The organism is Paenibacillus sp. MER TA 81-3 (assembly GCF_023713585.1).
GTDB classification, from domain to species: domain Bacteria; phylum Bacillota; class Bacilli; order Paenibacillales; family Paenibacillaceae; genus Paenibacillus_B; species Paenibacillus_B profundus.
Map to the genome: position 1 here is coordinate 65,727 of NZ_JAMAWB010000016.1, position 24,864 is coordinate 90,590.

General features: G+C 47.4%; 23 protein-coding genes and 2 pseudogenes. 11 read left to right on the plus strand and 14 right to left on the minus strand.

Translation table 11 applies throughout. From position 1 onward, the window contains the following. The first annotated feature begins 27 nt into the window (after window positions 1–27). From M3650_RS21500 to M3650_RS21505, 3 genes are read left to right on the plus strand one after another with little or no spacing between them, the layout of a single operon-like run. The gene (locus tag M3650_RS21500) at window positions 28–363 is read left to right on the plus strand and encodes an IS3 family transposase (RefSeq protein WP_251577734.1); all 336 of its coding nucleotides are present in this window, start codon (window positions 28–30) and stop codon (window positions 361–363) included. Window positions 364–379: 16 nt separating this feature from the next. Continuing rightward, window positions 380–649, plus strand: coding sequence for a DDE-type integrase/transposase/recombinase (locus M3650_RS32725; protein WP_369011142.1), 270 nt, complete (start codon window positions 380–382; stop codon window positions 647–649). A gap of 12 nt (window positions 650–661) precedes the next feature. Then, a complete protein-coding gene (locus M3650_RS21505) occupies window positions 662–871 on the plus strand; it encodes an IS3 family transposase (protein WP_311295116.1) in 210 nt (69 codons plus the stop codon). 72 nt (window positions 872–943) lie between these two features. On the opposite strand, the gene M3650_RS21510 is transcribed toward M3650_RS21505, so the two are convergent. Together M3650_RS21510 and M3650_RS21515 are read right to left on the minus strand one after the other, a co-directional pair. After that, a complete protein-coding gene (locus M3650_RS21510; protein ID WP_251577641.1) occupies window positions 944–1,384 on the minus strand; it encodes a thiol-disulfide oxidoreductase DCC family protein in 441 nt (146 codons plus the stop codon). 44 nt (window positions 1,385–1,428) lie between these two features. Then, complete coding sequence (locus M3650_RS21515) at window positions 1,429–1,998, minus strand: helix-turn-helix domain-containing protein (protein ID WP_251577643.1); 570 nt, start codon at window positions 1,996–1,998, stop codon at window positions 1,429–1,431. A gap of 120 nt (window positions 1,999–2,118) precedes the next feature. On the opposite strand from M3650_RS21515, the gene M3650_RS21520 reads away from it, so the two are divergent. Beyond that, complete coding sequence (locus M3650_RS21520; protein ID WP_251577645.1) at window positions 2,119–3,099, plus strand: DMT family transporter; 981 nt, start codon at window positions 2,119–2,121, stop codon at window positions 3,097–3,099. A 714-nt stretch (window positions 3,100–3,813) separates the two neighbouring features. Here M3650_RS21520 and M3650_RS21525 read toward each other — a convergent pair. After that, window positions 3,814–4,008, minus strand: a complete 195-nt coding sequence (locus tag M3650_RS21525; protein ID WP_251577647.1) for a hypothetical protein — start codon at window positions 4,006–4,008, stop codon at window positions 3,814–3,816. A gap of 170 nt (window positions 4,009–4,178) precedes the next feature. Further along, window positions 4,179–4,289, minus strand: a pseudogene (locus M3650_RS32730) (Tn3 family transposase); the annotation flags it as partial. 181 nt (window positions 4,290–4,470) lie between these two features. Between M3650_RS32730 and M3650_RS32070 the strand changes: the two are divergent. From M3650_RS32070 to M3650_RS21535, 3 genes and pseudogenes are all read left to right on the plus strand, one after another. After that, entirely contained in the window at window positions 4,471–4,596 is a 126-nt protein-coding gene (locus M3650_RS32070; protein ID WP_285848601.1) for a hypothetical protein, read from the plus strand. A gap of 41 nt (window positions 4,597–4,637) precedes the next feature. Beyond that, window positions 4,638–5,219 carry a MepB family protein gene (locus M3650_RS21530; RefSeq protein ID WP_251577649.1) on the plus strand — a complete coding sequence of 194 codons (582 nt, stop codon included), beginning with the start codon at window positions 4,638–4,640 and terminating at the stop codon, window positions 5,217–5,219. A gap of 696 nt (window positions 5,220–5,915) precedes the next feature. Beyond that, window positions 5,916–6,600, plus strand: a pseudogene (locus M3650_RS21535) (Vat family streptogramin A O-acetyltransferase). On the opposite strand, the gene M3650_RS21540 reads toward M3650_RS21535, so the two are convergent. The 6 genes from M3650_RS21540 to M3650_RS21565 form a co-directional block, all read right to left on the minus strand. After that, entirely contained in the window at window positions 6,572–8,335 is a 1,764-nt protein-coding gene (locus M3650_RS21540) for a stalk domain-containing protein (protein ID WP_251577651.1), read from the minus strand. The pseudogene M3650_RS21535 and the gene M3650_RS21540 sit on opposite strands and share 29 nt — an antisense overlap. Before the next feature lie 162 nt (window positions 8,336–8,497). After that, window positions 8,498–9,637 carry a hypothetical protein gene (locus M3650_RS21545; protein ID WP_251577653.1) on the minus strand — a complete coding sequence of 380 codons (1,140 nt, stop codon included), beginning with the start codon at window positions 9,635–9,637 and terminating at the stop codon, window positions 8,498–8,500. Between the two features lie 93 nt (window positions 9,638–9,730). Further along, window positions 9,731–10,423: an LrgB family protein gene (locus M3650_RS21550; protein WP_251577655.1), complete on the minus strand. Its 693-nt coding sequence runs from the start codon at window positions 10,421–10,423 to the stop codon at window positions 9,731–9,733. Beyond that, window positions 10,420–10,794, minus strand: coding sequence for a CidA/LrgA family protein (locus M3650_RS21555; protein WP_251577657.1), 375 nt, complete (start codon window positions 10,792–10,794; stop codon window positions 10,420–10,422). Before M3650_RS21555 ends, M3650_RS21550 begins: the two co-directional genes overlap by 4 nt. Window positions 10,795–10,958: 164 nt before the next feature. After that, on the minus strand, window positions 10,959–13,562 hold the full coding sequence (locus M3650_RS21560) for a flippase-like domain-containing protein (RefSeq protein WP_251577659.1): 2,604 nt from the start codon (window positions 13,560–13,562) through the stop codon (window positions 10,959–10,961). A 147-nt stretch (window positions 13,563–13,709) separates the two neighbouring features. Next, window positions 13,710–14,675 (minus strand): tyrosine-type recombinase/integrase, encoded by a 966-nt coding sequence (locus M3650_RS21565; RefSeq protein ID WP_251577661.1) that lies wholly within the window; start codon window positions 14,673–14,675, stop codon window positions 13,710–13,712. 707 nt (window positions 14,676–15,382) lie between these two features. On the opposite strand from M3650_RS21565, the gene M3650_RS21570 reads away from it, so the two are divergent. Beyond that, a complete protein-coding gene (locus M3650_RS21570; protein ID WP_251577663.1) occupies window positions 15,383–16,132 on the plus strand; it encodes an MBL fold metallo-hydrolase in 750 nt (249 codons plus the stop codon). A gap of 61 nt (window positions 16,133–16,193) precedes the next feature. Here M3650_RS21570 and murC read toward each other — a convergent pair whose 3' ends face one another. Then, entirely contained in the window at window positions 16,194–17,486 is a 1,293-nt protein-coding gene (gene murC, locus M3650_RS21575) for a UDP-N-acetylmuramate--L-alanine ligase (protein ID WP_251577665.1), read from the minus strand. 378 nt (window positions 17,487–17,864) lie between these two features. Here murC and M3650_RS21580 point away from each other — a divergent pair, with 378 nt between their 5' ends. Then, complete coding sequence (locus M3650_RS21580; RefSeq protein ID WP_233696668.1) at window positions 17,865–19,028, plus strand: alpha-hydroxy-acid oxidizing protein; 1,164 nt, start codon at window positions 17,865–17,867, stop codon at window positions 19,026–19,028. 73 nt (window positions 19,029–19,101) lie between these two features. On the opposite strand, the gene M3650_RS21585 is transcribed toward M3650_RS21580, so the two are convergent. The 3 genes from M3650_RS21585 to M3650_RS21595 all read right to left on the minus strand — a co-directional run bounded on the left by M3650_RS21585 (window position 19,102) and on the right by M3650_RS21595 (window position 21,668). Continuing rightward, a complete protein-coding gene (locus M3650_RS21585; protein WP_251577667.1) occupies window positions 19,102–19,908 on the minus strand; it encodes a DUF4367 domain-containing protein in 807 nt (268 codons plus the stop codon). 210 nt (window positions 19,909–20,118) lie between these two features. Next, on the minus strand, window positions 20,119–21,126 hold the full coding sequence (locus M3650_RS21590) for a DUF4367 domain-containing protein (protein WP_251577669.1): 1,008 nt from the start codon (window positions 21,124–21,126) through the stop codon (window positions 20,119–20,121). Then, window positions 21,093–21,668 (minus strand): RNA polymerase sigma factor, encoded by a 576-nt coding sequence (locus M3650_RS21595; RefSeq protein WP_251577671.1) that lies wholly within the window; start codon window positions 21,666–21,668, stop codon window positions 21,093–21,095. Before M3650_RS21595 ends, M3650_RS21590 begins: the two co-directional genes overlap by 34 nt. 244 nt (window positions 21,669–21,912) lie before the next feature. Here M3650_RS21595 and M3650_RS21600 point away from each other — a divergent pair, with 244 nt between their 5' ends. Both M3650_RS21600 and M3650_RS21605 read left to right on the plus strand, forming a co-directional pair. Next, the gene (locus M3650_RS21600) at window positions 21,913–22,932 is read left to right on the plus strand and encodes an ABC transporter substrate-binding protein (protein ID WP_251577674.1); all 1,020 of its coding nucleotides are present in this window, start codon (window positions 21,913–21,915) and stop codon (window positions 22,930–22,932) included. Between the two features lie 127 nt (window positions 22,933–23,059). After that, on the plus strand, window positions 23,060–24,724 hold the full coding sequence (locus M3650_RS21605; RefSeq protein WP_251577676.1) for a helix-turn-helix domain-containing protein: 1,665 nt from the start codon (window positions 23,060–23,062) through the stop codon (window positions 24,722–24,724). Window positions 24,725–24,864 lie beyond the last annotated feature (140 nt).

Consider the following 24,864-nt stretch of genomic DNA (forward strand, 5'->3'; position numbering starts at 1 on the left):
CATCGCTCCGAATTTTCGGTGGAGAAGATGTGCAACGTATTGGGCGTTTCTCGGAGCGGTTATTACAAATGGAAGTCTGCGGTGCCTAGTGCGCAAGAGCTTCGCAAAGCCGAAGTACTCAAGCGCATCACGTTTCACTTTCAGGATTCCTATAAACGCTATGGCAGTCCGAAGATCACCCATAAGTTGCATATGGAAGGCTACGCGATTACCGAGCGTACGGTTGGCAGCTACATGAAAGAACTGAGTTTACGTTCTTGTATATCCCGTAAATTCAAAGTAACCACAACCGATTCCAACCACGATCTTCCGATTGCACCTAATATTCTAAACCAGGCGTTTGCGGACAGAACGCCCCCATAAGGTTTAAGTCGCGGATATCACCTACATTCCTTGTCGTGAAGGCCGGTTGTACCTAGCCAGCATCTTGGATCTGTGCACACGCGCAATTGTAGGATGGCGGCTTGGTGAGCGAATGACCGTGGAGTTGACTCTCGGCGCGCTGGAAGACGCCTATAGAGCCAAGAAACCGAAGAAGGAACTCCTTCGTCATTCCGATCGTGGCTCGCAGTATGCTTCCTCTGACTACAGGTCCAAATTGGCAGCGTATAAAATGAAAGCTAGCATGAGCCGCAAGGGTAACTGTTAGGACAACGCCTGTATCGAGTTGTTTCACAGCATTCTAAAAAAAGAACTCATTTACATCATGAAATTCAAGACCAAACAGCAAGCATACGACGAAATCTTCAAGTACATCGAGTTTTTTTACAATCGGAAACGAATTCACGGAGCACTGGGTTATTTATCACCTGTTCAATTTGCAGCTCGATTTCGGAAGAAACGTCCGCTTAAACAGCAGGAAGTCGAATAACCATTGGTCCGTACACCCGGACTATTGGGGCTTAGAGTAAGAAAAAACGCCAAGCCGGACACGTCCGAATTCTTAGCGTATATTTTCGTTAAAATGTTGGCGGGACCCCAAATGGTCTTGATGAATCGAACATCCTTGATCATCGCAAGCTCCAGATGGCACGATGCTGCGCCGGGTGGCAATCCAATCGTACAGCTTGTCTCCAATGCCTGACTTCATGCCGAGCCAGACGAACGGGCTGATGGGCATGAGGAGCGGTACGCGTGTGCACAGCTTATGAACCGCTGCGATACCGGACTGCATGCGGGCGTCATGAACGGTTCGCACATGCATCCGTGCTTCAAGTTCTTGAGGAGATACGGACACATGCTGGATTTCTTCCGGATTGCGGATGGAATAGAATCGCAGGCATCCGAGCCAGTCCCAGCGCTCCAAACGCCGGCGAATGCCTTTGCATAACGGGCACCAGCCGTCATAATACACCTCGATCAGAAGACGCTTCCGCACATTCATCCTTCTCCCCCCTCTTGTTGCTATCCCGTTCAAGTCTTTATATTTCAAGGGTAACACATAGTCAAATGCAATACCGTCTCTTCATTGCTGACGTTCTTGTACTGGTGCGATTCCGTAGCCGAGAATTGAATGGAATCGAACGTATTCAGCGTATACGATTTATCCCCGATCGTCAATTCGATAGTTCCCGTCATTACCGTGAGGATTTCCATCGTACCGGCATGATGGCTTTCCGGGATGTATACGGTATGCGGCTGTACGTACGCACGGTGCATCTCCAGCTTCTCCCTGACATCGCTGAACATGGGCTCCAGCGTCCAGCCTGGATTGTCGCTGTCATATTTCGGTCCTTGACCGGCCCGTGATATCGATATGGCATTTTCCGGCTTCAGCAGCGCCATTAACGGAATTGACAGCTGCTTCGAAATTTTCCACATCATTCCGATGGTCGGATTCGTTTCCCCGCGCTCGATGTTCCCAAGCGTCAATTTACTCACGCCGGTTAGCGACGCGAGTTCTTCCAGGCTGAGCTTCCGGTCTTTCCTCAGCTTGCGCAAATTGCAGCCGACCGACTGCATCAGCATCTTCGTTTCATCTTCTTGAACAGGCTTCATGAGCGCATCCCACCCTTTACGAGTAAACAACTAAATATATTTTAATTTACTTTTTATAAATTATAGTATATCATACTTAACTGTACACAATTGAAAATGATTATCAACGAGGTGAATGTTGTGAGAGCCATACTTGTTGGCATATTATCGTCGCTGTTCTTCTCGGCGACCTTCATTATCAACCGCGCCATGAACCTGTCAGGAACGAGCTGGGCTTGGACCGCATCGCTCCGCTTCCTGCTCGCGCTTCCCTTTCTCATTGCTATTGTCGCCTTCCGCGGCAATTTGCCAGGCTTGTTCCGCGAAATGCGCAAGCATCCGTTTCAATGGCTGCTATGGGGCACCCTTGGCGGGGTCGGCTTTTATTCGTTGTTAAGCTTCGCGGCCGTCTACGCTCCATCCTGGCTCACTTCCGGAACGTGGCAGATTACGATACTGGCAGGAGCCTTGCTGTCTCCGCTGTTCTTCGTCACCGTTCCTTCGGAGGAAGGTCCACAGAAAGTGCGTCAAGCTATCCCCTACAAAAGCTTGCGGATATCTGTCATTATATTAATCGGTGTCATCCTGATGCAAGTGACGGAAGCGGGACAAATAACGACGGCTGAGCTGCTATCCGGATTTATTCCGGTGCTCATCGCCGCATTTCTGTATCCGCTCGGCAACCGCAAAATGATGGAACTGTGTCACGGCAAGTTGGACACCTTCCAGCGCACGCTGGGCATGGCGCTCAGCAGCCTGCCAATTGCGTTGCTGCTCGGCGCTTACGGCACAGCCACCGTCGGTTGGCCGACAGGTTCGCAAATGGTTCAGGCGCTGCTGCTCGCGATTTGCTCCGGTGTCATCGCCAGCTTGCTATTCTTCCTGGCCACTGATATGGCGAAGCATAACACGGTGCTGTTGGCCGCAGTCGAATCCACCCAATCCGGAACCATGATATTTACGGTCTTGGGTGAAGTTCTCCTACTGAGCGGTACGTTCCCGCAAGGATGGTCGATGGTCGGCATGATTATCGTCATCATCGGCATGATTGCGACCAGCTTGTCGGGCAGACGTTTTGCTCCGGCGAAGCCCGCTGTGGCGGTAAAGGACAACAGCGTGTAACCTCCAAATAGAAAGCTGACGCCTGTATGATTCCAGCGTCAGCTTTCATTACGTTTATCAAGCAACTGCGCTTAAAGACAGCCTGCTGCAGCGTGCTGCGTGCGCAATTCAGATTCAAGAAAAGCAAAATCCAGATCCGTTATCCCGTGCAATAAATCAGCGTGGTTCGCGATGATCCCGGATCTGGTCAGACTTCGGCATGCTCTTACGTTGGTCGTATTTCACCAAAGCACCGACATCGGAATGTTGAATCGAGATCAGTTGGATATGTTGGACCAGAACTTGTTCCGCTATATGATATAGTTTCGATTAGCTTGCCATATACGGATGGAATTGCTTTAGATATACGCAGCCCTCTATTTTCCAGAAATTCAATCCATTCAACTTCGCCCATCATGTAGGGAACGCTTCTGCGCATTTCATGTGTCAATTTCAATATATACCTTTGACCCTCACGCTCGAACTCATAGACGAAGCTCTTATAGCCTCCAAGTTTCCTGCTCTAAGCAATCTGATTTTCTTTATTAATAGCATAGTAATATTAACAGATACATCCACATCATGATAAACCATTCTTGCTATTTTCTATATATCGCTGCATACGACAAAACCTCCGGCAGCAACCGGAGGTTTTATTTGTTATCATCAGGAAGTAAAAGGAACCATGATATGTTATTATTTTCACAATGTTTTGTAAGCTAAATATAGTTTTTCTTACGCGTAGTAAGCGTTCAGCAAATCACGAGTTTCTTCTGTGCGCTGTTCTGGAGCAAGGCCTTGGTCTGCCCAGCATTGACGGCACGTTTCTTCGGTTGTGCATTGATGCTTATCATCACACATATAGCAAAGTTGGAGGTAGTTGCGGGTTACTGTATCTGTATTGGTATCAAACGTTTTGAATGTTCTCATTATTTTCACTCCCTCTTCTTTATGGCTTAACTATATCATGAATTTGTGCTATCGTATGTGATTTATTTCACATACGATAGCGTTATTGTTTCCTCCTAAAGTTGTAGAAACGTTCAGCCAAAGGTGTAACGACTTTTTAATGTAACATCATTTCATTTTACCGACGATCGGATTGGCGATATATGATTTAGAAGTTCTTTCTGAAGCTTACCTAGCTTTTTACGGTTTTCTGTTGCTTGCTGGAGATAGACGGTATTCCATACACTAATCGCATTCATTACACCGAGAAACTATAGAAGAAGAAACAAAAGTGAAGATAAAAAAATAGATGAGGGGAAATGAGTACTATGGCTTGAAAATGAATATATGAATGAAATTAATTTATTTATAAAGCTGACAGACTGTTGTCATAGTTTGAATGCTACACTTTCTATATTAACTAGCAGGAGGAATTATAAATGAATGCAGCAGTTACTGTTTAACGCTTGGGTAGATATCTGGAAAAGTAATATAAAAAGAGCATATAAAACTGATTTAGAATTTCATTCTAAAGATGGTAGTATAAAAATATTTTTGTCAGTTGAATAATGAATAGTAAGCTGAATAACTAAAATGGAGGTTTTGAACAGATGGATGAGATAAATCGAGACCTTTCAGAAGAAGGCTCCAGCGGTCAAAATTCTGGGACTTACCTTGTCACAATTCATAGTGACCTTCTTGCCACCAAGGATCTTGTCTATAACGTGTGCGGGTTTGATTGCTCTCAACCACTCTTAGAAGCACAAAACGCTGAATATGGGGCCTATTTATTTAATTTAGATTCTCTCTCCATTAGATTTCGTGTCGCTAAAATCACTCCTACAAAGGTCGGGCAATTTGTGACACTATGGCAGAGGATTGGGGATGGATCGATCCAACCGTATGGTGTATCAGATCCAGTCGATTTCTTCGTAATTAGTACCCGCAAAGGTAATAACTTTGGCCAATTTGTATTTCCAAAGCATGTTCTATTATACCATAATATAGTATCAAATAAAGGTAAAGGTGGTAAACGGGCAATACGCGTTTACCCACCTTGGGACAAGACTACAAGCAACCAAGCTCAAAAAACTCAGAAATGGCAGTTGGAATATTTCCTGGAAACACCTATAAATGAACCACTAAACTGTGTTCGTGCTCGAATGCTTTACGGCCTCAAATCATTAATGTAAGCCAAAGGCATTCTTGCCCTATGTGGATATTTTCATATTTTGTATTTACGTGAAGTTGGCTTTCAGAAAAAATGACTACAATATCGGGTTGGTCCATACAAGTTTTGATGAGAACATACCTGCCCTTCTCAATCTGCCTCTATCGAGAGCATTCGGCAAGATATGAATTTCCTTTCGGACTGTATCGATGCCGCCTGATGCGCCTTCCGTTGGATTTTATACAGTAGAATCCTTGCATGAAAGCGAAATTAACGCATTCCGCTGGAAAAGATCCAGCAGAATCCCGCAAAAAGCGGCCATGGAGCAGAAATACGCTTATTTGATTGGATGTTTTCCAACGGCACTGCCAATTAGAACGCCACAGTAGACTTTCTGCTGGATGCTATCCAACGTAACCCGACCAAATAGAACGCTTTTAATGAGTTACACCATCCACTTGTGTAAATACTATAGTAACCACCGACCTCTTAACCTCTGGTTACTTGAGAAAGCTTACTTGACAGTCATAAATGCTGTCCGTGCAGGCTTTTTCATATATGCATCGTTGCGGGTTATGTACCCCAAATAGGGGGTGCTGTTTCCTTTCGTTTGTTATGATTGCCTCCTGTCCAGAATGTGGATCAGGAGGTTTTTTTGTTGTCCACGCATCGATGACGTTGACGTGCATACTTGATTATTTTAAAGGAGTGAGCGATCATGACAGGACCGAATCCAAATGAAAAATACCCGATCGAGGGGTATCAAGTCGTTCAGTCTATTAAAATACGATAACAAAGCCCAATATCATCGTTGGGGACTATTCGTATTATGACTCTAGGAACGGAGAGTCTTTTGAAGAGCAAGTATTATGCCATTATGAAATTTTCGGCGACAAGCTTATGGTCGGGAAATTTTGTTCTATTGCTCCGGGAGTCACCTTCATTATGAATGGAGCCAATCACAAAATGGACGGTTCCTCCACCTACCCGTTCAATATCTTTGGCCATGGGTGGGAAAAGTTCACGCCTGCGATTGAGGAATTGCCGTTCAAAGGAGATACGGTGATTGGAAACGATGTCCGGATCGGGATGGATGTAACCATCATGCCGGGTATAACGATCGGGGATGGCGCGATAATCACAGCCAAGTCGGTCGTAGTGAAAGATGTTCAACCTTACACTATTGTCGGTGGAAACCCTGTCAAGGTAATGAAGAAACGATTCTCAGACGACATCATTGCAGAATTATTGGACACCAAATGGTGGATTGGGATCTGGAACATGCTCTAACGAGGGCAGCTTTCCTATGTTCGTTACCGCGCTCGGTCAAAAAAAGACTGCGGTCAGGGTTTCCCCTGCCGCAGCCCGCGCCTGCTACATGGCGCTGGTCAATCCCATATTGATCAGCGCATTGTGGAGCGTTTGCTTGGATAAACTCAAATTCACCTCTGGCGCGCCCGAGGAGACGTAACCGATCGTCTGTTCGAAGCTGCTGATGCTGTCTTTGGCAGCTTGGATATCGACATATTGGAAGGTGCCCATATCCTTTTTCAGCTTCGCCAACGGCTCGCTGTACTTCGTCTTAATCTCTTGCGCCTGCGCATCGGACTGCTCGAAGGTCAAGCTCTGCAACGCTTCAAGGTTGCCATACTTCTTCGTATAGTCTGTCTTGAATTGGGCCAGCAGCGCCTTGTACTCGCTCTCCCATGCTGTATATGCGGGCATTTCAGCCGCAACCTTAGCCGCCAAGGCTGCATCCGCATCCTGCTTCGCCTTCTCCTCCCCGGCTTTGACCAGCTGAGCCTTCAGCTTCTCGAGCAGCTTATCTACCTTCTGCCCGCCCTGCTTCGCCTCATTGGCCATTGCGAGTGCATCGTCATACATCTTCATGTTGTACAACACTTCAGCGCCAGCTTTGAACTGCTCTGGCTTATAGATAAGGCTCATTGCTTCGCCTTTGTTCTGCTTATAGAAATATTCGAACCGCTCGCGGAAGTCGCCTTGATCGAAGACGGCACGGACGAGCCAGTATGTATGTTGGCTGGATTTTTCAAGAGATTTGGCAATCGCTTTAGCTTCGTCATCGAATTTATAAGCACCGGTATCCAAATAGAGAACATACAAGTGCGTAGCCATCTGTCCGAGTACTTTCGGATTGCTTGCGCCCTTCTTCTTGTAGTGGCTCTTCACGGCCTGCACCCAATTGTTGACGGCCGTGTCGTGCGGCTTGTTCTGTGTGCGCAGCGCCGCTTCCGCTTTTGCAAGCGCGCTCTTCTTCGCGTTGATGTTCTTCTGAATGGAGGCGCTCGGCGCGCCGAAATAATAAATGCTTACGGGCTCGCCCAAAAAATTGTGACCAGTCCCTGTCTTCACAAAATAATGATAGCCGGAATAACGGTTGTTCGAGATTTTGGATTTGTCCGGATTATGTACGACAATGTTTGTCTGGTTGAACAATTCTGCCATCACGTGGCTGCTCTGCGCTTCACTCGTACCCATCATATGGATCGGATCGAAGCCTGCAATATCGCCTTGGACATAGTACAGATTTTGATTGACGGCGCTTTCGTAGGCATTGTAGGCTTTCTCATAGGCGGAATATGCTTTGTCGTACGGACCGCTCACCTTCTCATACGCTGCGCGCAATGAATCTTCGGCAGCAATAGGGTCGGTATACATGCCTTCGAAATAGTCTACAGACTTCAATTGCGCCTGACGGATGGAGGCGCCAAAGCTTAGCGGAACAGCAATTTTGCCATCAATCGATTCAAGCGCATGCTTCATCGTCATTGCTTCTCCATCTGCTTTCGCTTGCTTCGAACCGACCGTTAGTTCATAGGCATGCTGGTCGTCTGTCAAAGTCAACAGTTTTTTGCCTTTGTCATAGTTATATTTCATCCTGAACACTTCACTGAATGTCTTGGGAGACAAATACATCACGTTGTCTTCAAGCACGTATAAATCTCTACCGACGTACGTCCGTTTCCCGTTCCACTCCAGCACACTGAACTGGTGCATGGTAATCGTGCTTCCCGCTGCTCCGTCAGCGTCAGCGGCAGCCTGTCCGGCATTGCCGATACAGGACAGCAGCAGTGCCGCGACAAGCATCCACTTCCAAATGCTCTGTCTCTTCTTCAAGTTTACCCCTCCAAAAAGTTATCTATGTCGCCACCGTTCGGCAGCATTTTCCAATCTATTGTACCATGACTCTAGTCCCGGATGTATGGTTGCTTGTTATAAAAATATCAAAAAGCACTCCTCATAGCGGAGTGCTTTCCAACTTTTTGTTATCTGTATTCATCATTCGGGCTGATGGACAATGCTTACCTCTTTGTAGCCAAGCTGCTTGATTTGCTCAGCCGTCATGTAGAGCGTGCCGCCATCAAGCCGCGTGTTGCTTGGGTTCATCTCGATGCTGCTGCTCTCGTTGGCAAGCGTATAGCGGAACTCCAGCTCCTTCGACTGCAGCTTCGTCAACTTCCAGCCCAGCTCATCCACCAGCTGCTTGACGGGTATGAGCTGCTGTCCTTGCACAGAGAACACCAGCGGCAACCGTACTTCCCGATCGTCCAGTTGAATGACATAATCCGTGCGCAGCTTGACAGGAATAGATTCTTCCGGAATGGCATCCAAGTCAAAATCCTGCGGCAAATCGGACGTTGCGTCCCTCCGCTGTTCATCCTTAGGCAAGAATGTTTCTGCCTCTTCCCAGCTCTTGAGCCGCTGCGACTTCTTCGCCTTCATATTATACAAATAAAGCGGACGATCCGGTTTATTCAGCGTATAAATAATATAGCCCTCAGTCGGATTGATTCCGCGAAAGTTCCCTAATGCAATCCGCTCCGCTTTATCCGTTTCCGGATTGTATATGATAATTTCTTCCTGTTTAGCCTTGTCATTCATGTAACTGTACACGATTCGATTGTCATATACCCAAGTTGCGCCAGTCATAAATGACGTCCGCAGCCATTCTTTCGTCTCGCCAGTCTGATTGTTTTTCAGGAGATAGCCATAATTTTTGTGGCTGATGCCTTGTTCATCTTTCGTATAATATGCGCGTTCATTCAATCCCCATTTACCGTTCGGAGACGGTTCGAACACTCTGCCCTTTACGACCTCCCGGTCCAATGGATCATACGAATACTGCATCGCCATGTCATAGCTGTCAAGATAGGTCGTGTCCAAGCGCAATTGTTTCGAATCCGGATCGTTTTGCATCGACCGGATTTTTTCGTCCCATTTCTTCCATTCGCCATCAGATGTGCGGACAACGACACGCCTGTCATATTTGTCGTTCCCATCGCGTGTAAGATTATAATAGATTGCTCCGCTACGAGGATCTTTATAGGCTTCCTCAGCAGTATATGCCCCTGCCGCACCGGCTATAGAAGGCAGACTCAAGCCTAACAGAATTCCCCATGCCCATAACGTTGATTTCACGGTTTCAACCCCTTTCATAGAGTAAAACGTATGTAAAGCGCAATAAGTTTCGTTTTTTTTCCAATGCAAAAAAGACAGGATTCCCTGCCTTCACTACATGAAAAACATATAAATGGGCGTAAACAATATGGACGTAATCAGTCCTGCGAGACCCATTGCCAAGCCGCTGAATGTCCCCTGCTTCTCGGAATCAGCCAAGCTCTTCGCCGTGCCGAAGCCGTGCGCCGCCGTTCCCAGCGCAATGCCGAGCGACACCTCATCGCGAATCCCCGTCATCCGCAAAAATGCGGTTCCTAACAAACTCCCGACGACCCCGGTGAATACGGTAAAGACAGCAGACAATTCTGGCATGGCCCCGAGCGACTTCGATATTTCGACGGCGATAGGCGAGCTGACCGACTTCGGCAGCATGCTGAGCACGACCTCACGCGCCCCGTCCAGGCTTAGCATAATCGCCGCGACGCTGACGATGCCGACGAGAGAACCGCACGTAATGGACAAGCAGATTGCTTTGAACTGCTTCTTTATTAGATGACGATATTTATAAATCGGCACGCCCAATGCGATAGTCGCAGGACCGAGCACGAGCGACAATATGTCCGCCCCTACCTTGTAATGATCCAATGGAACGTTGGCGATTGTCAAAAATCCGATCAACACGATGGAGCAAAACAGGATGGGATGCATCCATTTGAAGCGGACGTGCAATATCCGTGACACAGCATATACGACAATCGTAGCCGCAATACCGAATAGCGGCTGCTGTGTCCAAGCTAGCATATTCATGCTGCATCCTCCTTTCTCTTCGGGGCTTGATCTTCGACTGTGAACTTCTGCAGCTTAGACGCTACAAATCCGGTAACCCACAGCACGATGAGCGTGCTCCCTACGATTCCGGCAGAAATGCTGACCCAATGCGCTTCCAGAACAGGCATGAAAGCAACAATCCCAACCACGTAAGGGATGAAGAACAATAGCATATGATCAAGCAAAAATTGAGCCGAATGCTCAACCCACTCTAACTTTATCCATTTCATGCCGAGCACGATAAGAAATAAGACGAGACCGAGTACGTTGCCCGGTAACGGCAGATGCAGCAAATTGTGCAGCCATACCCCCAAAATGTTAAAACTAAGCAAGATTGCAAAACCAAGCATAAGGAACCACCTTCTGATGTATTGACTTGGATGAACACCGTTCCTAAGACCACCCTTATTGTATCAGAAGAAGATATCGTGTCCCACAGGAGATTACGGGAGGAAACCCGTGTTGTAAGCGGTTTTTTACGTGAAAAAGGGCTGGGAACCGTCCCCAACCCTTTTCATCTATTTTCATTCATTTTCACGGTTTTTAACGAATTACTGTGATCTTTCTCTCTCCACCAGCGAATCCGGCTCATCGTCCGAGTTACGCGCCATACGGTCCAATTCATATGACGCTGCTTGCGAAAGGCAATATATTGCGGCTCCCACGATACATCGAACAGCTTCTCCCACAACCGGCGCTGATTGCTCAGCGGGTACAGGTCGCGCATTTGACGGAACATGGCAATTGCCGTACGCTCTGACCAGAGATACGGAGCCCGGTACGTTTCCACGTGAGACAATGGAATAAGGCTGGAAACAAGCTTATTGCAGTGATGATGCTGTCCTAACCAGACAAGAATGTCTTGCAGCTGCTTCAGCACATGCTCTTGTTCCGGATGATCGAATGCATATTTCGTTCGTATATCTTCGATCGTCATCGTCTGTTCGCTTCTCTTCCACCGTAACACAGCATAGCCGATGCAGCGCTCGACATCCGAGTGCAGGAGAACAAGACGCAGCGCCTCATCTCCTACAGTCAACAGCTGCTTCAGCGTCGGACCATATCCAGGCGGCTGCCCGTCCCAATGGTTAACGGTATGAATGACTTCATTCACTAAATAAGGATCGAGCGGATAATGAAGCACCTCATACCGGTGAAGAGGCGGTCCATTCTTCGGCTCCGTCAGCTCATAACGCGCAGTCTCGCCAATTTTGATAAAGTCATTGCCATAATCGTGAAGCAGCGGCATGCCATGCATTCCGACTTGATGAAAGACAATATCAAGGCCATATCGATCGGCTTGCTCATATAAAGCAAACAGAGCATCATGCTCTTTCGATGGCATGCAGTTCAGTACCGGCATGCCGAGCATAATGACACGTCGGCCCTTAATAATGAACGGGAACCTGATCTTTTCCCCATGCACGGCGAATATGCGTTTATTAGGAATGACCCGATACATCCAAGCGTTCCCACCGGTCAATAACGGATCGTCATCGGTGCGCCAATTGCGTCCGAGTGGCTCACGCAAATGCCGCTCAAACACGATGTAGCCGATCGTATACAATAGGAAGGCTGCAGTTAACCCCGTTAATAAAGTAGTTGTAAATTGAGAATAAGTTAACGTGTATGCGGCAGCGCCCGCTTCCGCGGTATATTCCGCAAGAATAAATCCTACCAACGTATAAAATAGCAGGAGAATGCTCATAAACAAAGTCGTAAAAACAATCATGCTCTTCGTTACCGGATAACGATATCGGGTAAACTGCGGCCGCAGTAAAATAAGAAACAGCAGCATCCCGGCCAGCCACAGCGTATGTCGAATGCTTGTCCCAATGAGGAACGTTAACAGTGTACATAGCCCGAGAGCGACTGATGTAATGACATACGCCCTTATCGTCCGCTCAAATAATCCCTTTAACATCAGCAGCATCAGCAAGCTAGTCCCTAGCACGATGCCATTGACGATGGGGTAAATATCCCCGTGGAAAAAGGGCAGGATGAACGCAGACTGATCCCAATACGGCTCAGACAGCGTATAGGTTGCCAGAAAGATCGAAGTCATGAACATGAGAATGACGACAGACCAAGATGAGAGCGAGTTCCACAGCGATCGCTGGATAAACCAGATGATGCTTCCTGACTCAATGTAAGATGCTAGTGTCGGATGATCCTCGAACTTCTTGACCGCCACTCCGCCGAATTCAAATGCAGCAAATATTAATCCTACTGCAAACGGGATAAAATAATACACGATCCGATATAGGAGCAGCGCCGTAAACACGGTGCTATCCGCTACACCAAGCGCCTGCAAGCCTACTAAGTATGTAATGTCGAACGTTCCGAAGCCGCCAGGTACCATACTGATCAGTCCGGCGATGGCACTGACGGTAAAAATACCAATGACTTCGAAATAAGTTATATCGGCTTTGAGCAGAAACAGAATGACATAGGCAACCGAGCCTGCAGCCAGCCATTCAATAAAGGACACGATCGTATAGCCAAACGTAAGCTTAGCACTTACATTTGTTCTGCCTTTCCAACGGGAAAATGCCAAATAAGCCGGGAAAAACAAGGCAACACCAATCAGTACGATCCACAGCCAGCCTTTGGCTGCAAGCAGAACAGATGCCGGGAAGACACCGCATATAACCAGAATACCGAGCAGCGATAACCCGCTGATCATGGAAGGGGCCATCCATGCGATCGCTATGAGCAGCCGGTTGACGTCTCCAGTAAATTCCCGATACAGTATCGTCCGTATGCCAACGCCCGCGATTCCACCAAATCCCACGATCCCGTTAAACGTATTTGATATCCATGAGATGCGGAAGGTTTTGCCAAGACTAACCGGCACCTTAATCGAGCGCAAGAGCAGGACATCATAGAAGAACATCGTAGCGACGGCCATTCCGCCCAGCACGATCAGTCCTGTAAAATAATCGCTGGAGATGAGACGGATCGCATGCAACGATTCTTTGAGAGAAAACCGGGATAATTCCTTCTTCCCTTGAAAAAATACAAATATGATGACGGCTATAGGAAAGGCGATTTTTAGCGTTTGGACGAGCCGCTTATGTTTCAAAAGCGCTTGTAACCTCAATTTTATCGCATTCATTGAACCCCTCCTTTTTACCATGTATAGAACTAGTCTGTTATGAGGGTAAGCTTGTTATACGTGCCAAGCCGCATTTTCACGGTATAAAATAGGAAATTAATTTATTTAGTTAACATAATATATTTTATGTAACTATAATACGTTCCATTACGTTTCATTACTATTCAAAATATCAACACCCTCTTCCAAGATATACGGTTGAAGTCGCTGAATCGCTTCTTCTTTTTGCTTATCCGAGACATGAGTATAGACGGTAGTCGTCTGAATGGACGCGTGCCCAAGCATTTCCTGAACTGTGCGAATGTCCGCCCCGCTTCGCAATAGCAGTGTCGCGAAGGAGTGTCTTAATTTATGACAGGAATACGAACGGCCTCTTCCTGCACGCATCCGCCCTTCCTCTCTTTGCAGACTATCGAATGCTTGTTCAGCAATATATTGAATGTTGCGAATGGACAGCCTGCGGCCTTTTTGCGAAATGAAAAACGCATCTTCTCCAGCTCGCCACGGCGTTAACCGCTCTTGCAGCGCTAGCTGCAGCTGATTCGAGACGGCCAGCGGCAATGGAATCGTGCGCCACTTGCGCCCTTTTCCCAATACTTCAATGGTATGGCGCTCTGCATGGTAATCCGCCATATTAAGCCGATGCACTTCGCCGACCCGCAGTCCCGCATAGGACATCAGCATCAGAACAGCCAAGTTGCGATTGCGGTATTTGCCATCCGCTCGCGACAGGAACTGCTGAACTTGATTCGGCTCCAAATAGACCGGGGCCCGATTCGTCTCCGTCTTCGACTTCTTCACACCGGCAGCCGGATTAACCGTAGTGATCTCCAGATCATTCAACGCTCTATAAAAGCTCGTTATCGCGCAATGCTTCCGGTTTCGCGTCGCATCACTTACGCCAGACGACTTCACTTGAGCCAGAAAAGCGAGCACCTGCAGCTTCGTTACCTGTTCTACCGGTTTTCCTTCTATCGTCCGTAGAAAATGACTGACATCACCCATATAATTTTTCTTCGTATAGGAGGTATACCCCGCATTCATCATCCATAAACGGAAAGCTTCGAGAGGTTCTTCATATAGCGCAGTTAAATCATGCCGGGTAAGGCTCATGCTGCATTCTCCTTCCCTTCAATTCACTCGCAAATAATTGCGTATAATCATTATTATACGCAATTTCTGTTTAGAGACGCAAATATCAGTGCCTGGGGGCAACTATGCACATTAATTAGCGCCTTTTAATTCCTGTTACTGCTATTTAAAAGATTTATTTTCCATCATCATGTTAACGTTCATCCCCTTTGCGTCACTCTCCCACTTCCTCAGAACATCACGTTCACGTTCCCTGTTCACTCTCTTTGCTCCATTGTCCCCTCACTTCAGTACAACGTTGGCTATCGCGCTCTTTGCGCCACTCTCCCTTTACTTCAGAATAAGAAAGTTATTTTATCGTGTTTGATCGCATTTGAATGTGTAAGAATGACATTCTTTTCTGAACAAATGGGAGAGTGAAAGCAAGAGCTAGAATACCTATATCATTGCACGGAGAACCTCGATCCCAACCTTGCATTTTCCATTGTTCGCATAATCCGTTAAACACATGCTAGCTATTTCACTTTCATTCGTTATGGAGCATAAGCCGTAGTCAGGCGATTTACCTGGCCCCCTTGGAAAACATCCAACCAAAACCATCGCTTGACAAAATAAAATAAATATGATATGATAAAATATTTTGTATTGATCCGAACTCCGAAAGTGTTTATGATATGGAATACTTACTCTGCAAACCACCCATTTCAACTCATAACGGAGGAATGTGCATGATTATCGTCAACGGAATTGCCACGCTTGAAATTTCGGCAATCATAATGGGAAAGAAGGACACCATTTACCCTACTCTGCTGTGGGACAAAGACACCGCGATTTTAGTAGATGCTTGCTATCCCGGTCAATTGCCGCTCATTCGCGAAGCCATGGAGCAGACCAACGTCGCCTTGGATAAGCTGGACACAGTCATCTTAACCCATCAAGACTTGGATCATATCGGTAGCTTGCCTATGATACTGAAGGAATCGCCCCGAAAGATCGAAGTGTTGGCCAGTGAAGTCGAGCGACCGTATATTCAAGGTGACAAGAGGCTGCTGAAGCTTACAGCGGAGGCTGTTGAACAAGCTGACGCGATGCTCCCCCCCGATCTGCCCGAACAACTGCGCACCGCTTTCAAAGCCATGCTGGCCAACCCGCTGCAGGCTCAAGTTGACAGGACGCTGGCAGACGGTGAGGAACTCCCCTCCTGCGGCGGAATCATCGTCATCGACACGCCGGGGCACACTCCCGGACATATCAGTCTATATCATCAATCGAGCAAAACCCTTATCGCCGGAGACGCCATGGTCATTGCCGACGGTGAATTGCATGGGCCCAATCCGCAGTATTCACTCGATATGGACACCGCGATAAGCTCATTAAAAAAACTGACGCAGTTCGAGATTGACACAGTCATCTGCTATCACGGTGGCGTGATCCAAGGAAATATCAACGAACGCATTGCCCTGTTGGCTGCGGTGTAATCAAATCCTTTCATCATATAATAAAGAAAAGGGCAGAACCCTATTGGTTCCGCCCTTTTCTTTATAACCGCACCAAGCGTTGCTGATATTTCTGGATATCTCCCGCCCCCATAAAGACAAGCACCGCATCTTCATAGGTGCCTAAGCTGTTCACAGTGTTTTCCGAGATGAGCTGCGCATTCGGGATCCGTTCGCGCAAATGCTCAATCGAAACACTTCCTGCTCGTTCCCGGGCGGAGCCGAAGATTTGACATAGAAACACATCGTCGGCGTCGCGCAAGGAGTGGGCAAAATCGTCGAGCAGCCGTTCCAGCCGACTGAACGTATGCGGCTGGAACACACTGACAATCCTCCTGCCGGGATACTTGCTCCGGGCCGCTTCGAGCGTCGCCCGTATTTCGGACGGATGGTGCGCGTAGTCATCGATGACGACATTGCTCTTCCACTCGGTCTCGGTGAAGCGGCGCTTTACGCCAGTAAACGTAGCCATTTGCCGTTTGATTTCATTCAGATCCAACCCCAACACCAGACTGACACCGATGACCGCCAAAGCATTGAGCACATTATGCCGGCCATACACCGGGATCGTGAACCGGTCAAGCTTGGCATCGCGCCAGTATACATCGAATGCGACTCCGCCGCTGACTATGGCGAGTCCAGCCGCTCTTAATTCGTTATGCTCAGCGAAGCCGTAATACAGCATTTTGTTCCCCGTACGCAACAGCCGCACTTGCACATCATCGCCGCATACGACCAATTGATTGCCGACGTAGGCAGCCATCTCTTCAAAAGCATGCCGCACATCATCCACATCGGAAAAATAATCCGGATGATCGAAATCTATATTCGTAATGACGGCAATTTCCGGCCGATACGCGAGAAAATGCCGTTTGTATTCGCAGCTTTCGAAAATGAAAAATCGCGCATCCGCTTCACCTCTACCTGTCGCGTCTCCAATCAAGCTGCATGTAGCCTCGATAGAACGCAACGCATGAACCATCATTCCGGTCGTTGTCGTCTTGCCGTGCGATCCGGTAATTGCAATGCTCGTATAGTTCTTCATCCACTCACCGAGAAAATGGTGGTATCGATGTATGGGAAGGCCCAAGCTTTTGCAGCGCACTACGCTCGGATGATCATCACCGTACGCGTTAGAAGCGATGACAATCATCTCTGTCGATAACGGCGCGCTTCCAAAGGAGTACATCGGGATATTCCGCGCTTCCAGAGGCGTTTGTGTAAAAATTACCGTATCAATGTCTTCCCCTTGAATCACATGTCCAAGATCATGCAGCACCTGTGCCAACGCACTCATACCGCTGCCCTTTATCCCAATCAAATGATAGCTGCTCATTGTGACCCCCTATGAACGAATTCGCATGTCAATATTATATGTAGCAATCTAAATTGTGCGCTTGCCTATCTTAACGCATATTGACATTATACGAAATTGCCTCCCCATTTCCAAATGCGATTTTATCCTTGTTCCATAAACACGCAAAAAAACACCGGCATCAGCCGGTGTGAGCTTGTCGCGGAACTGGCTCATCTGCTCCAATCGCGCGAATTCTTCCTCCATTCGCCCAATGGCGAGTATTGGATAAACCTCGATGACTTAGGGAATTTATAAAATGAGTATGAGTGCTCCACTATTTGTTATCAGAACGAAGCTGCTCTTCTTTAATACTTACTTATAGCTGCAACTCTTTAAAAAACCATGGAGGTACGCATTTTGACTATTCATAGCGAAGATTTACAGATGAACATATATCAAAGCGGGGACGAAGCTGCGAAGCTCTTACCCGTATCATTTGATCAGTGGGAGAATCAAGCAAAGAAGGTTCTAGCCGCAGCTCCCTTCGGTTACGTACATGGAGCCGCAGGAGCGGGTGACACAGAACGTGGTAATGTTGAAGCTTTTCAGAAATACAAAATTAGGCCAAGGGTTTGCTGCGATATTACCGAACGCGATCTTTCAATATCACTGTTTGGCAATAAAATCCCCTTTCCTATCCTATTAGCACCGATTGGGGTTAACACGATTCTTCACCCCGACGGGGAACTGGCCCCTGCCAAGGCTTCAGCTAAACTGGGGATCCCTTATGTACTTAGCAATGTTTCGAGTGTGCCTTTAGAAAAGGTAGCGGAGGCAATGGGAGATAGCGTACGATGGTTTCAACTCTATCCCCCAAAGGATCATGATCTTACGAAAAGTTTTATAAAACGTGCGGAAGCTTCCGGGTTTACAGCAATTGTTGTAACGGTGGATTCCACCCTTCTTGGATGGCGGGAGACGGATTTACGTAACGCGTACTTACCATTTCTTACTGGACACGGAATGGGGAATTATTTTTCAGATCCCGTATTTTGCTCGAGCCTTAAAGAGGCGCCGGACAAAAACATTAAAGCAGCTGCCTTGAAGGCATTAGAAGAAGGCAATAATACCTGCTTCACTTGGAGAAAACTGGACTTTATTCGCGAACAAACCCGATTGCCTTTACTTATAAAAGGAATTACACATCCGGACGATGCCATAATGGCCTTAGAGCATGGCGTCGATGGTATCATCGTTTCGAACCACGGGGGACGGCAACTCGATGGTGCGGTTGCTACTTTAGATTCCCTACCTTCGATAAGCGAGTCCATACAAGGTAAAATTCCAATTTTAATGGATAGTGGGATTCGTAGAGGAGCCGACATCCTCAAAGCCATCGCTCTAGGTGCTACTGCCGTTCTCATCGGTCGACCCTATGCATACGCCTTAGCTGTTGCGGGGGAAACAGGGGTACAAGAAGTCATTAAACATCTCGTTGCAGAAACTGAGCTGCAATTAGCCATATCAGGTCGAAGTTCAATTCAAGAAGTAGATCAATCACTGGTAATAAAAGTGAAATGACCATAAGGGTCTCTCGGCAGATCGACACTGGCCTCAGCCAGTGTCGGAATGAACGTGTAAGATCGTAGACAGCTTACCCCTGCATGATGCTTTCCGCTATCGCGATGAGATCTTCCTTCGTCAGCGGACTATTTTTGTAGAGGGAAATTTGGTATTGCAACTTTTTTTCCGCGTCTTCCCATTGGAGCATCGTCGAATAGAGCACATCGGAACCGGTAATATACATGGCGTCAATCCCCTTCACGCTCAACTTTTCAATCGTCTCTCCTTTTCCTGCTACTCGCGTCGATTCGATTGCTATCGGTTGCAACTTTTTGACGCTGATTCGGATAATGTCCGAGTCTTTGAAAAAGATTAGTTGTGACTCGCCAGCCTCGCTCCATTTCAATTTTTTAGCATAATACATTTTCCCTTTCGCTTCCGCCTTCAATTCCTTTAACATCTTCTGATACGGTTCGCTAAGAAATTGCGGAAATGGAGGCGTAATTTCACTCGAATGGTATTCATATCCCTCCGGCAATGCTTCCGGCTGCTGAAGCACAGGTGCTTTATACTTGGCCGATTGTTGCGCGTAATCATCAAGTTTTGAACTCTTCAGTGAAAGGTAATTAAAGGATAGCGTACCATCGGATCCATCATACAGGACGAACAGGTCGCCTGGTTTCTTCCCCTCGGCGTGGAAGATGGCCAACGCTTCTTTTTTCTGCTGCGCGGCGCTTTTCTTGGCTGCAGGATTCGATGTTTTGGACTTTGCCGCATGAAAAGTTGCGCTAAATGCGTGTTTGCTCTGTTCACCTGCTGCACCTGCATAACCTGTCATGTAGCTGAACACCAGTGTGAAGACCGCACTGCCAATCGTCATTTTCGCCATTTTATTCATAATTTAGTGCTCCTTTCGGCCATATGGGCCAGTTCTTAATCTAAAATTTCATCCCGCTATGTATAACACCTCAAGCTGCGTAAAAGGGACACTCTTGAGCTTCTGCCATCTTTATGGCGCGGATTCGGATGAAATGGAGCGCAGTTCCATATGTGCTGCATCAGGTTCTCTGCCAATTCGAGCAGATCCCGCTTCGTAAATGAGTTGTGATTACTTCGCAATCATGCTCTTCACTATACGAATGAATTCAGATTTGGACAGTTCACTTTCTGAATTGTCAAATATCGAATAATACACCTCTGCCTGCACGTCGAGCCATTCAAGTTTGTGCTTGTACCGGACACTTCCCGCAGCATCCGCTGACGGCTCCATATAAATCATGTCCTGGCCGCTTACCGTCAGCTTCTCCGCTGTGACGCCATTGGGATGCATCGTCTTCACCGGGGAGTTTGAGTTTTTCCGCTCGTACGCATTCATGATAAGCGTATCCGTTCCATTCGTATAGCGCATAGTCGCGCTGCCCGCTTTATTCCATATCAACGGCTTGATAAATAATTTGGCCCCGCTGAGCGTGGTTTCAGCTTCACTTATAAATTCCGGCTCCAGCTTTTTAAGATGAGCCCAGCTCGCCTCACCTTCCGTTGCGCTAGGAAATACGTTGCCTGACTCAAATGCGAACCCTTCTGGCAAGTATTTCGGTTCCATAAACTGCGGACCTGACATTTTCTCAAGCTGATTCGCGAATGCCGCATAGCTGGCATGCACAATCGGTTTGAATTCGGTCTTTACCTTATTCGCAGTATCGTAGGCATTAATCGTTTTGTCATGGACGTAATATGCGACCAGTTCCCCCGGCTTTAGCTGTTCCTGCACGCGTTCCGCATACGCGGAAAGCAGTTCTCTCCATTTCTTTGTGTGTGGCGCATATGGATCCTCCCTAATTTCCTTCGTTTCCACGATAATCTCGCCTTTTTGATTCATAATTTGAACATACCGGGAAGCTGCATATCCTGTAATTGAAGTAAGTGCGATAATAATACAGATGATGACGACGACTGCCTTTTTCCGATATCGAACCGGTCTTTTTCCATTACGCAGCTCATGAAGGGCATGTATCCGTTCCATGACACGTTGGCTTACATCGATACTCTCTTGTCTATCGTCAATTAGATAATCTTTTATCTTCACATCTTCAAGAGTTTGTCTGGATTTACGCATGTCTCGTTCACCTCCCTGTCTTCCATCAGCTTCTTCAATTTCAGCTTGACCCGGCCGTATTTCTTCTTTGCCGCTTCCGCGCCTTTTCCCAAAATCTCTCCAATTTCAGCAAATGATTTCTCCTCAAACACCCTCAGAACAAGCAAACTGCGCTCTTCTGCGGACAAGCTCGCCCAAGCCGAAGCCAGCGGTTCTCCGAACAGCGTGTTCGTCAATGTCTGTTCGGCGCTCTCTGCAATCGTATCCTGCTTGAACCACCACTTGAATTTATGTTGATTGCCGCGTTTGCGAATTAGGTTTAGACAATGGTGATACGCGATTTTGTACAGCCAAGAGGAAAAATTCACGGTTGGTTTATAAAATTCTATTTTTTCGTATGCCTTTACCAGAATGTCCTGAACTGCATCTTCTGCCTCATGCTTGCCTCCCAGCAAGCGGCTGCAATATCGGTATATCGGCTCCTGATATGTCTTAACGATATGCACATATTCATCGATTTCGCCCGCTTTCACCTTCATAACCCACTCTTCGACGGAGTCCATTGACTTGTCCCTCCTTTCTAACTATTGTATAACACTTGAACGGCAGCAAAAGGGACACTATATAGATGCCGTATTTCAGGATATCGGCAGAATGTTTGTCTGGCGCAAATCGTTTTTTGTACAAATCAGAATAAAGGCGTTGAATTTGTCCATTGAGTAACCTTCAACAATCATATATTATAGTTTTGTCGATAATGAGAATCATTATCTATTAAATGTATATCGCTAATGGAGGACGGAACTCATGAAACAGGCCAGAAAAGCCATCATTGCTCTATGCACGGTCGCATTAATGGGGGCATTATTAGCAGCGTGCGGCAGCACCTCAACTGAACCAAGCAGCAAGTCGGAGGCAAAAAGCGAACAAGCCGCTTCGAACGGCACTTCCCCTGCTTCGCAACAAGCGGCGGATGGTGACAAGCAATCCGCGGTAGACACACGCAAATATACAGACTATAAAGGTCATGAAGTGGACATTCCCGTTTCGCCGCAGCAGGTTATCTTTTGGGGAGAAACGATCGGCGATTTACTGCCGCTTGGCGTCACTGCCGTAGGCGGAGCTGCGAATTGGATTAAAGGCCATGTATATGAAGATCAGATGAAAAATGTCGAAGATCTTGGCTTTCCGATCAATCTGGAAAAAACATTAGAGGTGCATCCTGACTTGATTATTATGGGAAATGTGGATGAGAAGGAGTACGAACAGCTCTCCAAAATCGCTCCTACGTTAATGTTCAACACGTTCGATCCATTAGAGACACGATTGCCTAGGCTGGGAGATATACTTGGCAAAAAACAGGAAGCGGAACAATGGCTTGCCAATTATAACGCCAAAGCCGAATCGATGTGGAAAGAACTCCAAGCACCCGGGGTAATGTCGGGTGAAACAGCTACCGTTCTTACTTATTATCCCGGTGACCGGTTGTTCGTGATGGCAGCTACGGGACTGTCACAGGTGCTGTATCATCCGAACGGCTTCAAGCCTGCAGCTACCATTCAGGAACTGCTGGACACCAATACAGGATTCAAGCAAATCTCCATGGAGCTGTTACCGGAATTTGCCGGAGACCGCATCTTTATTTTGAATCCCGTGGAGGAAGAGCCCCAACGCTCGACCGAAGAATTGATGAAGAACAAGATCTGGCTTGATCTCCCTGCTGTGAAGCAAGGGCACGTCTACTCCATTGACATTCTCAAATCGAGCAGCGACGCGACCACAAGGGAGCGGCTGCTGGAGGATCTGCCGAAGATGCTGAAGAAGTAGGGCTTGCTTCCCACCCACGGAATAGAACTTTCAAGAAGCTTTCAACTTTAGTTGAAAAGCTTCTTTGATTTTAATACAATATCATTAATTGATAACGATTCTCATCATTGAAAGGAGATGCTCTAAGATGGCTAACTGTCAACCGGCATCCGCCCCGCTCCGCTCCTTGCTGTTTCATTTGGCGGACATCCAATTCATCATCCGTCCTAATGCGGGTAAATCCGAAAGCATAACGACTGAGCATCATACGATTTTGGTGTTCACCAATGGTACCGGCTGTTTACATATAGACAACAATCATTTCCGCTTTTCACCCGAAAAAAGCTATCTCGTTCCGCCCGGGGCATCCCTGCAGATCGAAAGCGGATGCGACAGCACGCTCAGCTACTATCAAGTGAAGTTCACCGTCATCCAAGTCGGGAAGCAGAAGCATAAAACATATATGGAAGACCTTTTGCCCGGTCGGTGTGAAATAACTGCATACCCCTTCTCCCGCCTGATGCATCTTATAGAGGAGCTATATAGTGAGAAGCATGGCAGATGCGAGCTCGAATGGTATAAGCAGCATATGCGTTTTCAGGAGTTGATGGGGTTTGTGTTCGAACATAACCTGCATTCGGAGCATTTGTTCAATCCGACGCAATCGGTGGAGAGCACCATCCAATACATGCAGAACAATTACATGAAGAACATCACCGTCAAGCAGCTTGCCCAGCTAGCCAATGTGCCTTATTGGCGCTTCACTCCGATTTTTCAAGAATTGACGGGTAAAAAACCACTCGACTATTTAACGGAATTACGCATTAAGCGCTCCAAAGAATTGCTGCTCAGCTCGAACGAGCCCTTGCGGGAGATCGCCCATCGGGTCGGCTTTACAGATGAATATTATTTCAACCGCCGTTTCCGGCAGACGACGGGCATTACGCCCAAGCAATACGCCCGGTTCATGCGCGGCAGAACCCGAGTCACAGACTGGACAGGCCATGAGGTGGAGATCCCTGCCCTGCCCAAGCGCGTCATTTATCATGGCGAAACGTTCGGTGACCTGCTCGCACTTGGCGTGGAAGCGATCGGGGGAGCGTTTACCTGGATGCATGGCACGGTGTATGAAGACCAAGTGCACAATGTGCAAGATGTCGGCTTCCCCCTCGATTCAGAAAAGTCATTTACGCTTGAACCCGATTTAATAATCGTTGCGGATACGGACGAAATGAAATACGACCGAATCGCTCGAATTGCGCCTACCGTCACGTTCGATTCATTCGCGCCTCTCGACCAACGCCTGCTTACGCTCGGCAATTTGCTTGGCAGACAACGCGAGGCCAAGCAATGGTTGGACATGTACAATGCCCAAGCAACCGCCATGTGGCAACAGCTGCGGGCCGACATTTATCCGGGTGAGACGGCAACGGTCTTTATATACGAGCATGGCCATCGCTTGTTTGTCATGGGAACCGCCGGACTATCTTCGGCACTATATCATCCTCTCGGCTTCAAGCCAGGAGACAAAATCCAGAAAATATTGGATACGGGTCATGGATTTATGGAAATTCCAGCCGAACAGTTGTCTGCGTTTGCCGGAGACCGGATTTTCATGCTGCTCTCCGGCAATCCAACATCCAGGCAGGCGGCGAAGGACATGATGAACAGTTCCCTCTGGAACAGCCTCCCTGCAGTCTGGAACGGTCACGCGTATGTGTTGAATGCGGCGAAATGGAACTCGGGCGATGCCTTGACAAGAGAGAGGCTGCTTGATATGCTGCCCCGCCTGTTGCGGAACAGCAGTGCATAGGGTGCTGCCAATTAATTCAGACCTGATGAATATCATCGAATATATCGGATGATAGCTAGTCCAGCTTAGAAAGCTGCGCCAAGCAAACACGATGCCCCAAAAGAAAAAGGCCTCTGCCTTTTCTTTTGGGGCATCATTTT

Bases quoted from the DNA above. Each gene is read 5' to 3' on its own strand.
- M3650_RS21565 (WP_251577661.1), bottom strand. From the start codon at position 14,675: ATGAGCCTTACCCGGCATGATTTAACTGCGCTATATGAAGAACCTCTC.
- M3650_RS21530 (WP_251577649.1), top strand. From the start codon at position 4,638: ATGGATGAGATAAATCGAGACCTTTCAGAAGAAGGCTCCAGCGGTCAA.
- M3650_RS21590 (WP_251577669.1), bottom strand. From the start codon at position 21,126: ATGCGTAAATCCAGACAAACTCTTGAAGATGTGAAGATAAAAGATTAT.
- M3650_RS21515 (WP_251577643.1), bottom strand. From the start codon at position 1,998: ATGAAGCCTGTTCAAGAAGATGAAACGAAGATGCTGATGCAGTCGGTC.
- M3650_RS21500 (WP_251577734.1), top strand. From the start codon at position 28: ATGTGCAACGTATTGGGCGTTTCTCGGAGCGGTTATTACAAATGGAAG.
- M3650_RS21510 (WP_251577641.1), bottom strand. From the start codon at position 1,384: ATGAATGTGCGGAAGCGTCTTCTGATCGAGGTGTATTATGACGGCTGG.
- M3650_RS21600 (WP_251577674.1), top strand. From the start codon at position 21,913: ATGAAACAGGCCAGAAAAGCCATCATTGCTCTATGCACGGTCGCATTA.
- murC (WP_251577665.1), bottom strand. From the start codon at position 17,486: ATGAGCAGCTATCATTTGATTGGGATAAAGGGCAGCGGTATGAGTGCG.
- M3650_RS21555 (WP_251577657.1), bottom strand. From the start codon at position 10,794: ATGCTTGGTTTTGCAATCTTGCTTAGTTTTAACATTTTGGGGGTATGG.
- M3650_RS21560 (WP_251577659.1), bottom strand. From the start codon at position 13,562: ATGAATGCGATAAAATTGAGGTTACAAGCGCTTTTGAAACATAAGCGG.
- M3650_RS32070 (WP_285848601.1), top strand. From the start codon at position 4,471: ATGCAGCAGTTACTGTTTAACGCTTGGGTAGATATCTGGAAAAGTAAT.
- M3650_RS21550 (WP_251577655.1), bottom strand. From the start codon at position 10,423: ATGAATATGCTAGCTTGGACACAGCAGCCGCTATTCGGTATTGCGGCT.
- M3650_RS21585 (WP_251577667.1), bottom strand. From the start codon at position 19,908: ATGAATAAAATGGCGAAAATGACGATTGGCAGTGCGGTCTTCACACTG.
- M3650_RS21595 (WP_251577671.1), bottom strand. From the start codon at position 21,668: ATGGACTCCGTCGAAGAGTGGGTTATGAAGGTGAAAGCGGGCGAAATC.
- M3650_RS21605 (WP_251577676.1), top strand. From the start codon at position 23,060: ATGGCTAACTGTCAACCGGCATCCGCCCCGCTCCGCTCCTTGCTGTTT.
- M3650_RS21570 (WP_251577663.1), top strand. From the start codon at position 15,383: ATGATTATCGTCAACGGAATTGCCACGCTTGAAATTTCGGCAATCATA.
- M3650_RS21525 (WP_251577647.1), bottom strand. From the start codon at position 4,008: ATGAGAACATTCAAAACGTTTGATACCAATACAGATACAGTAACCCGC.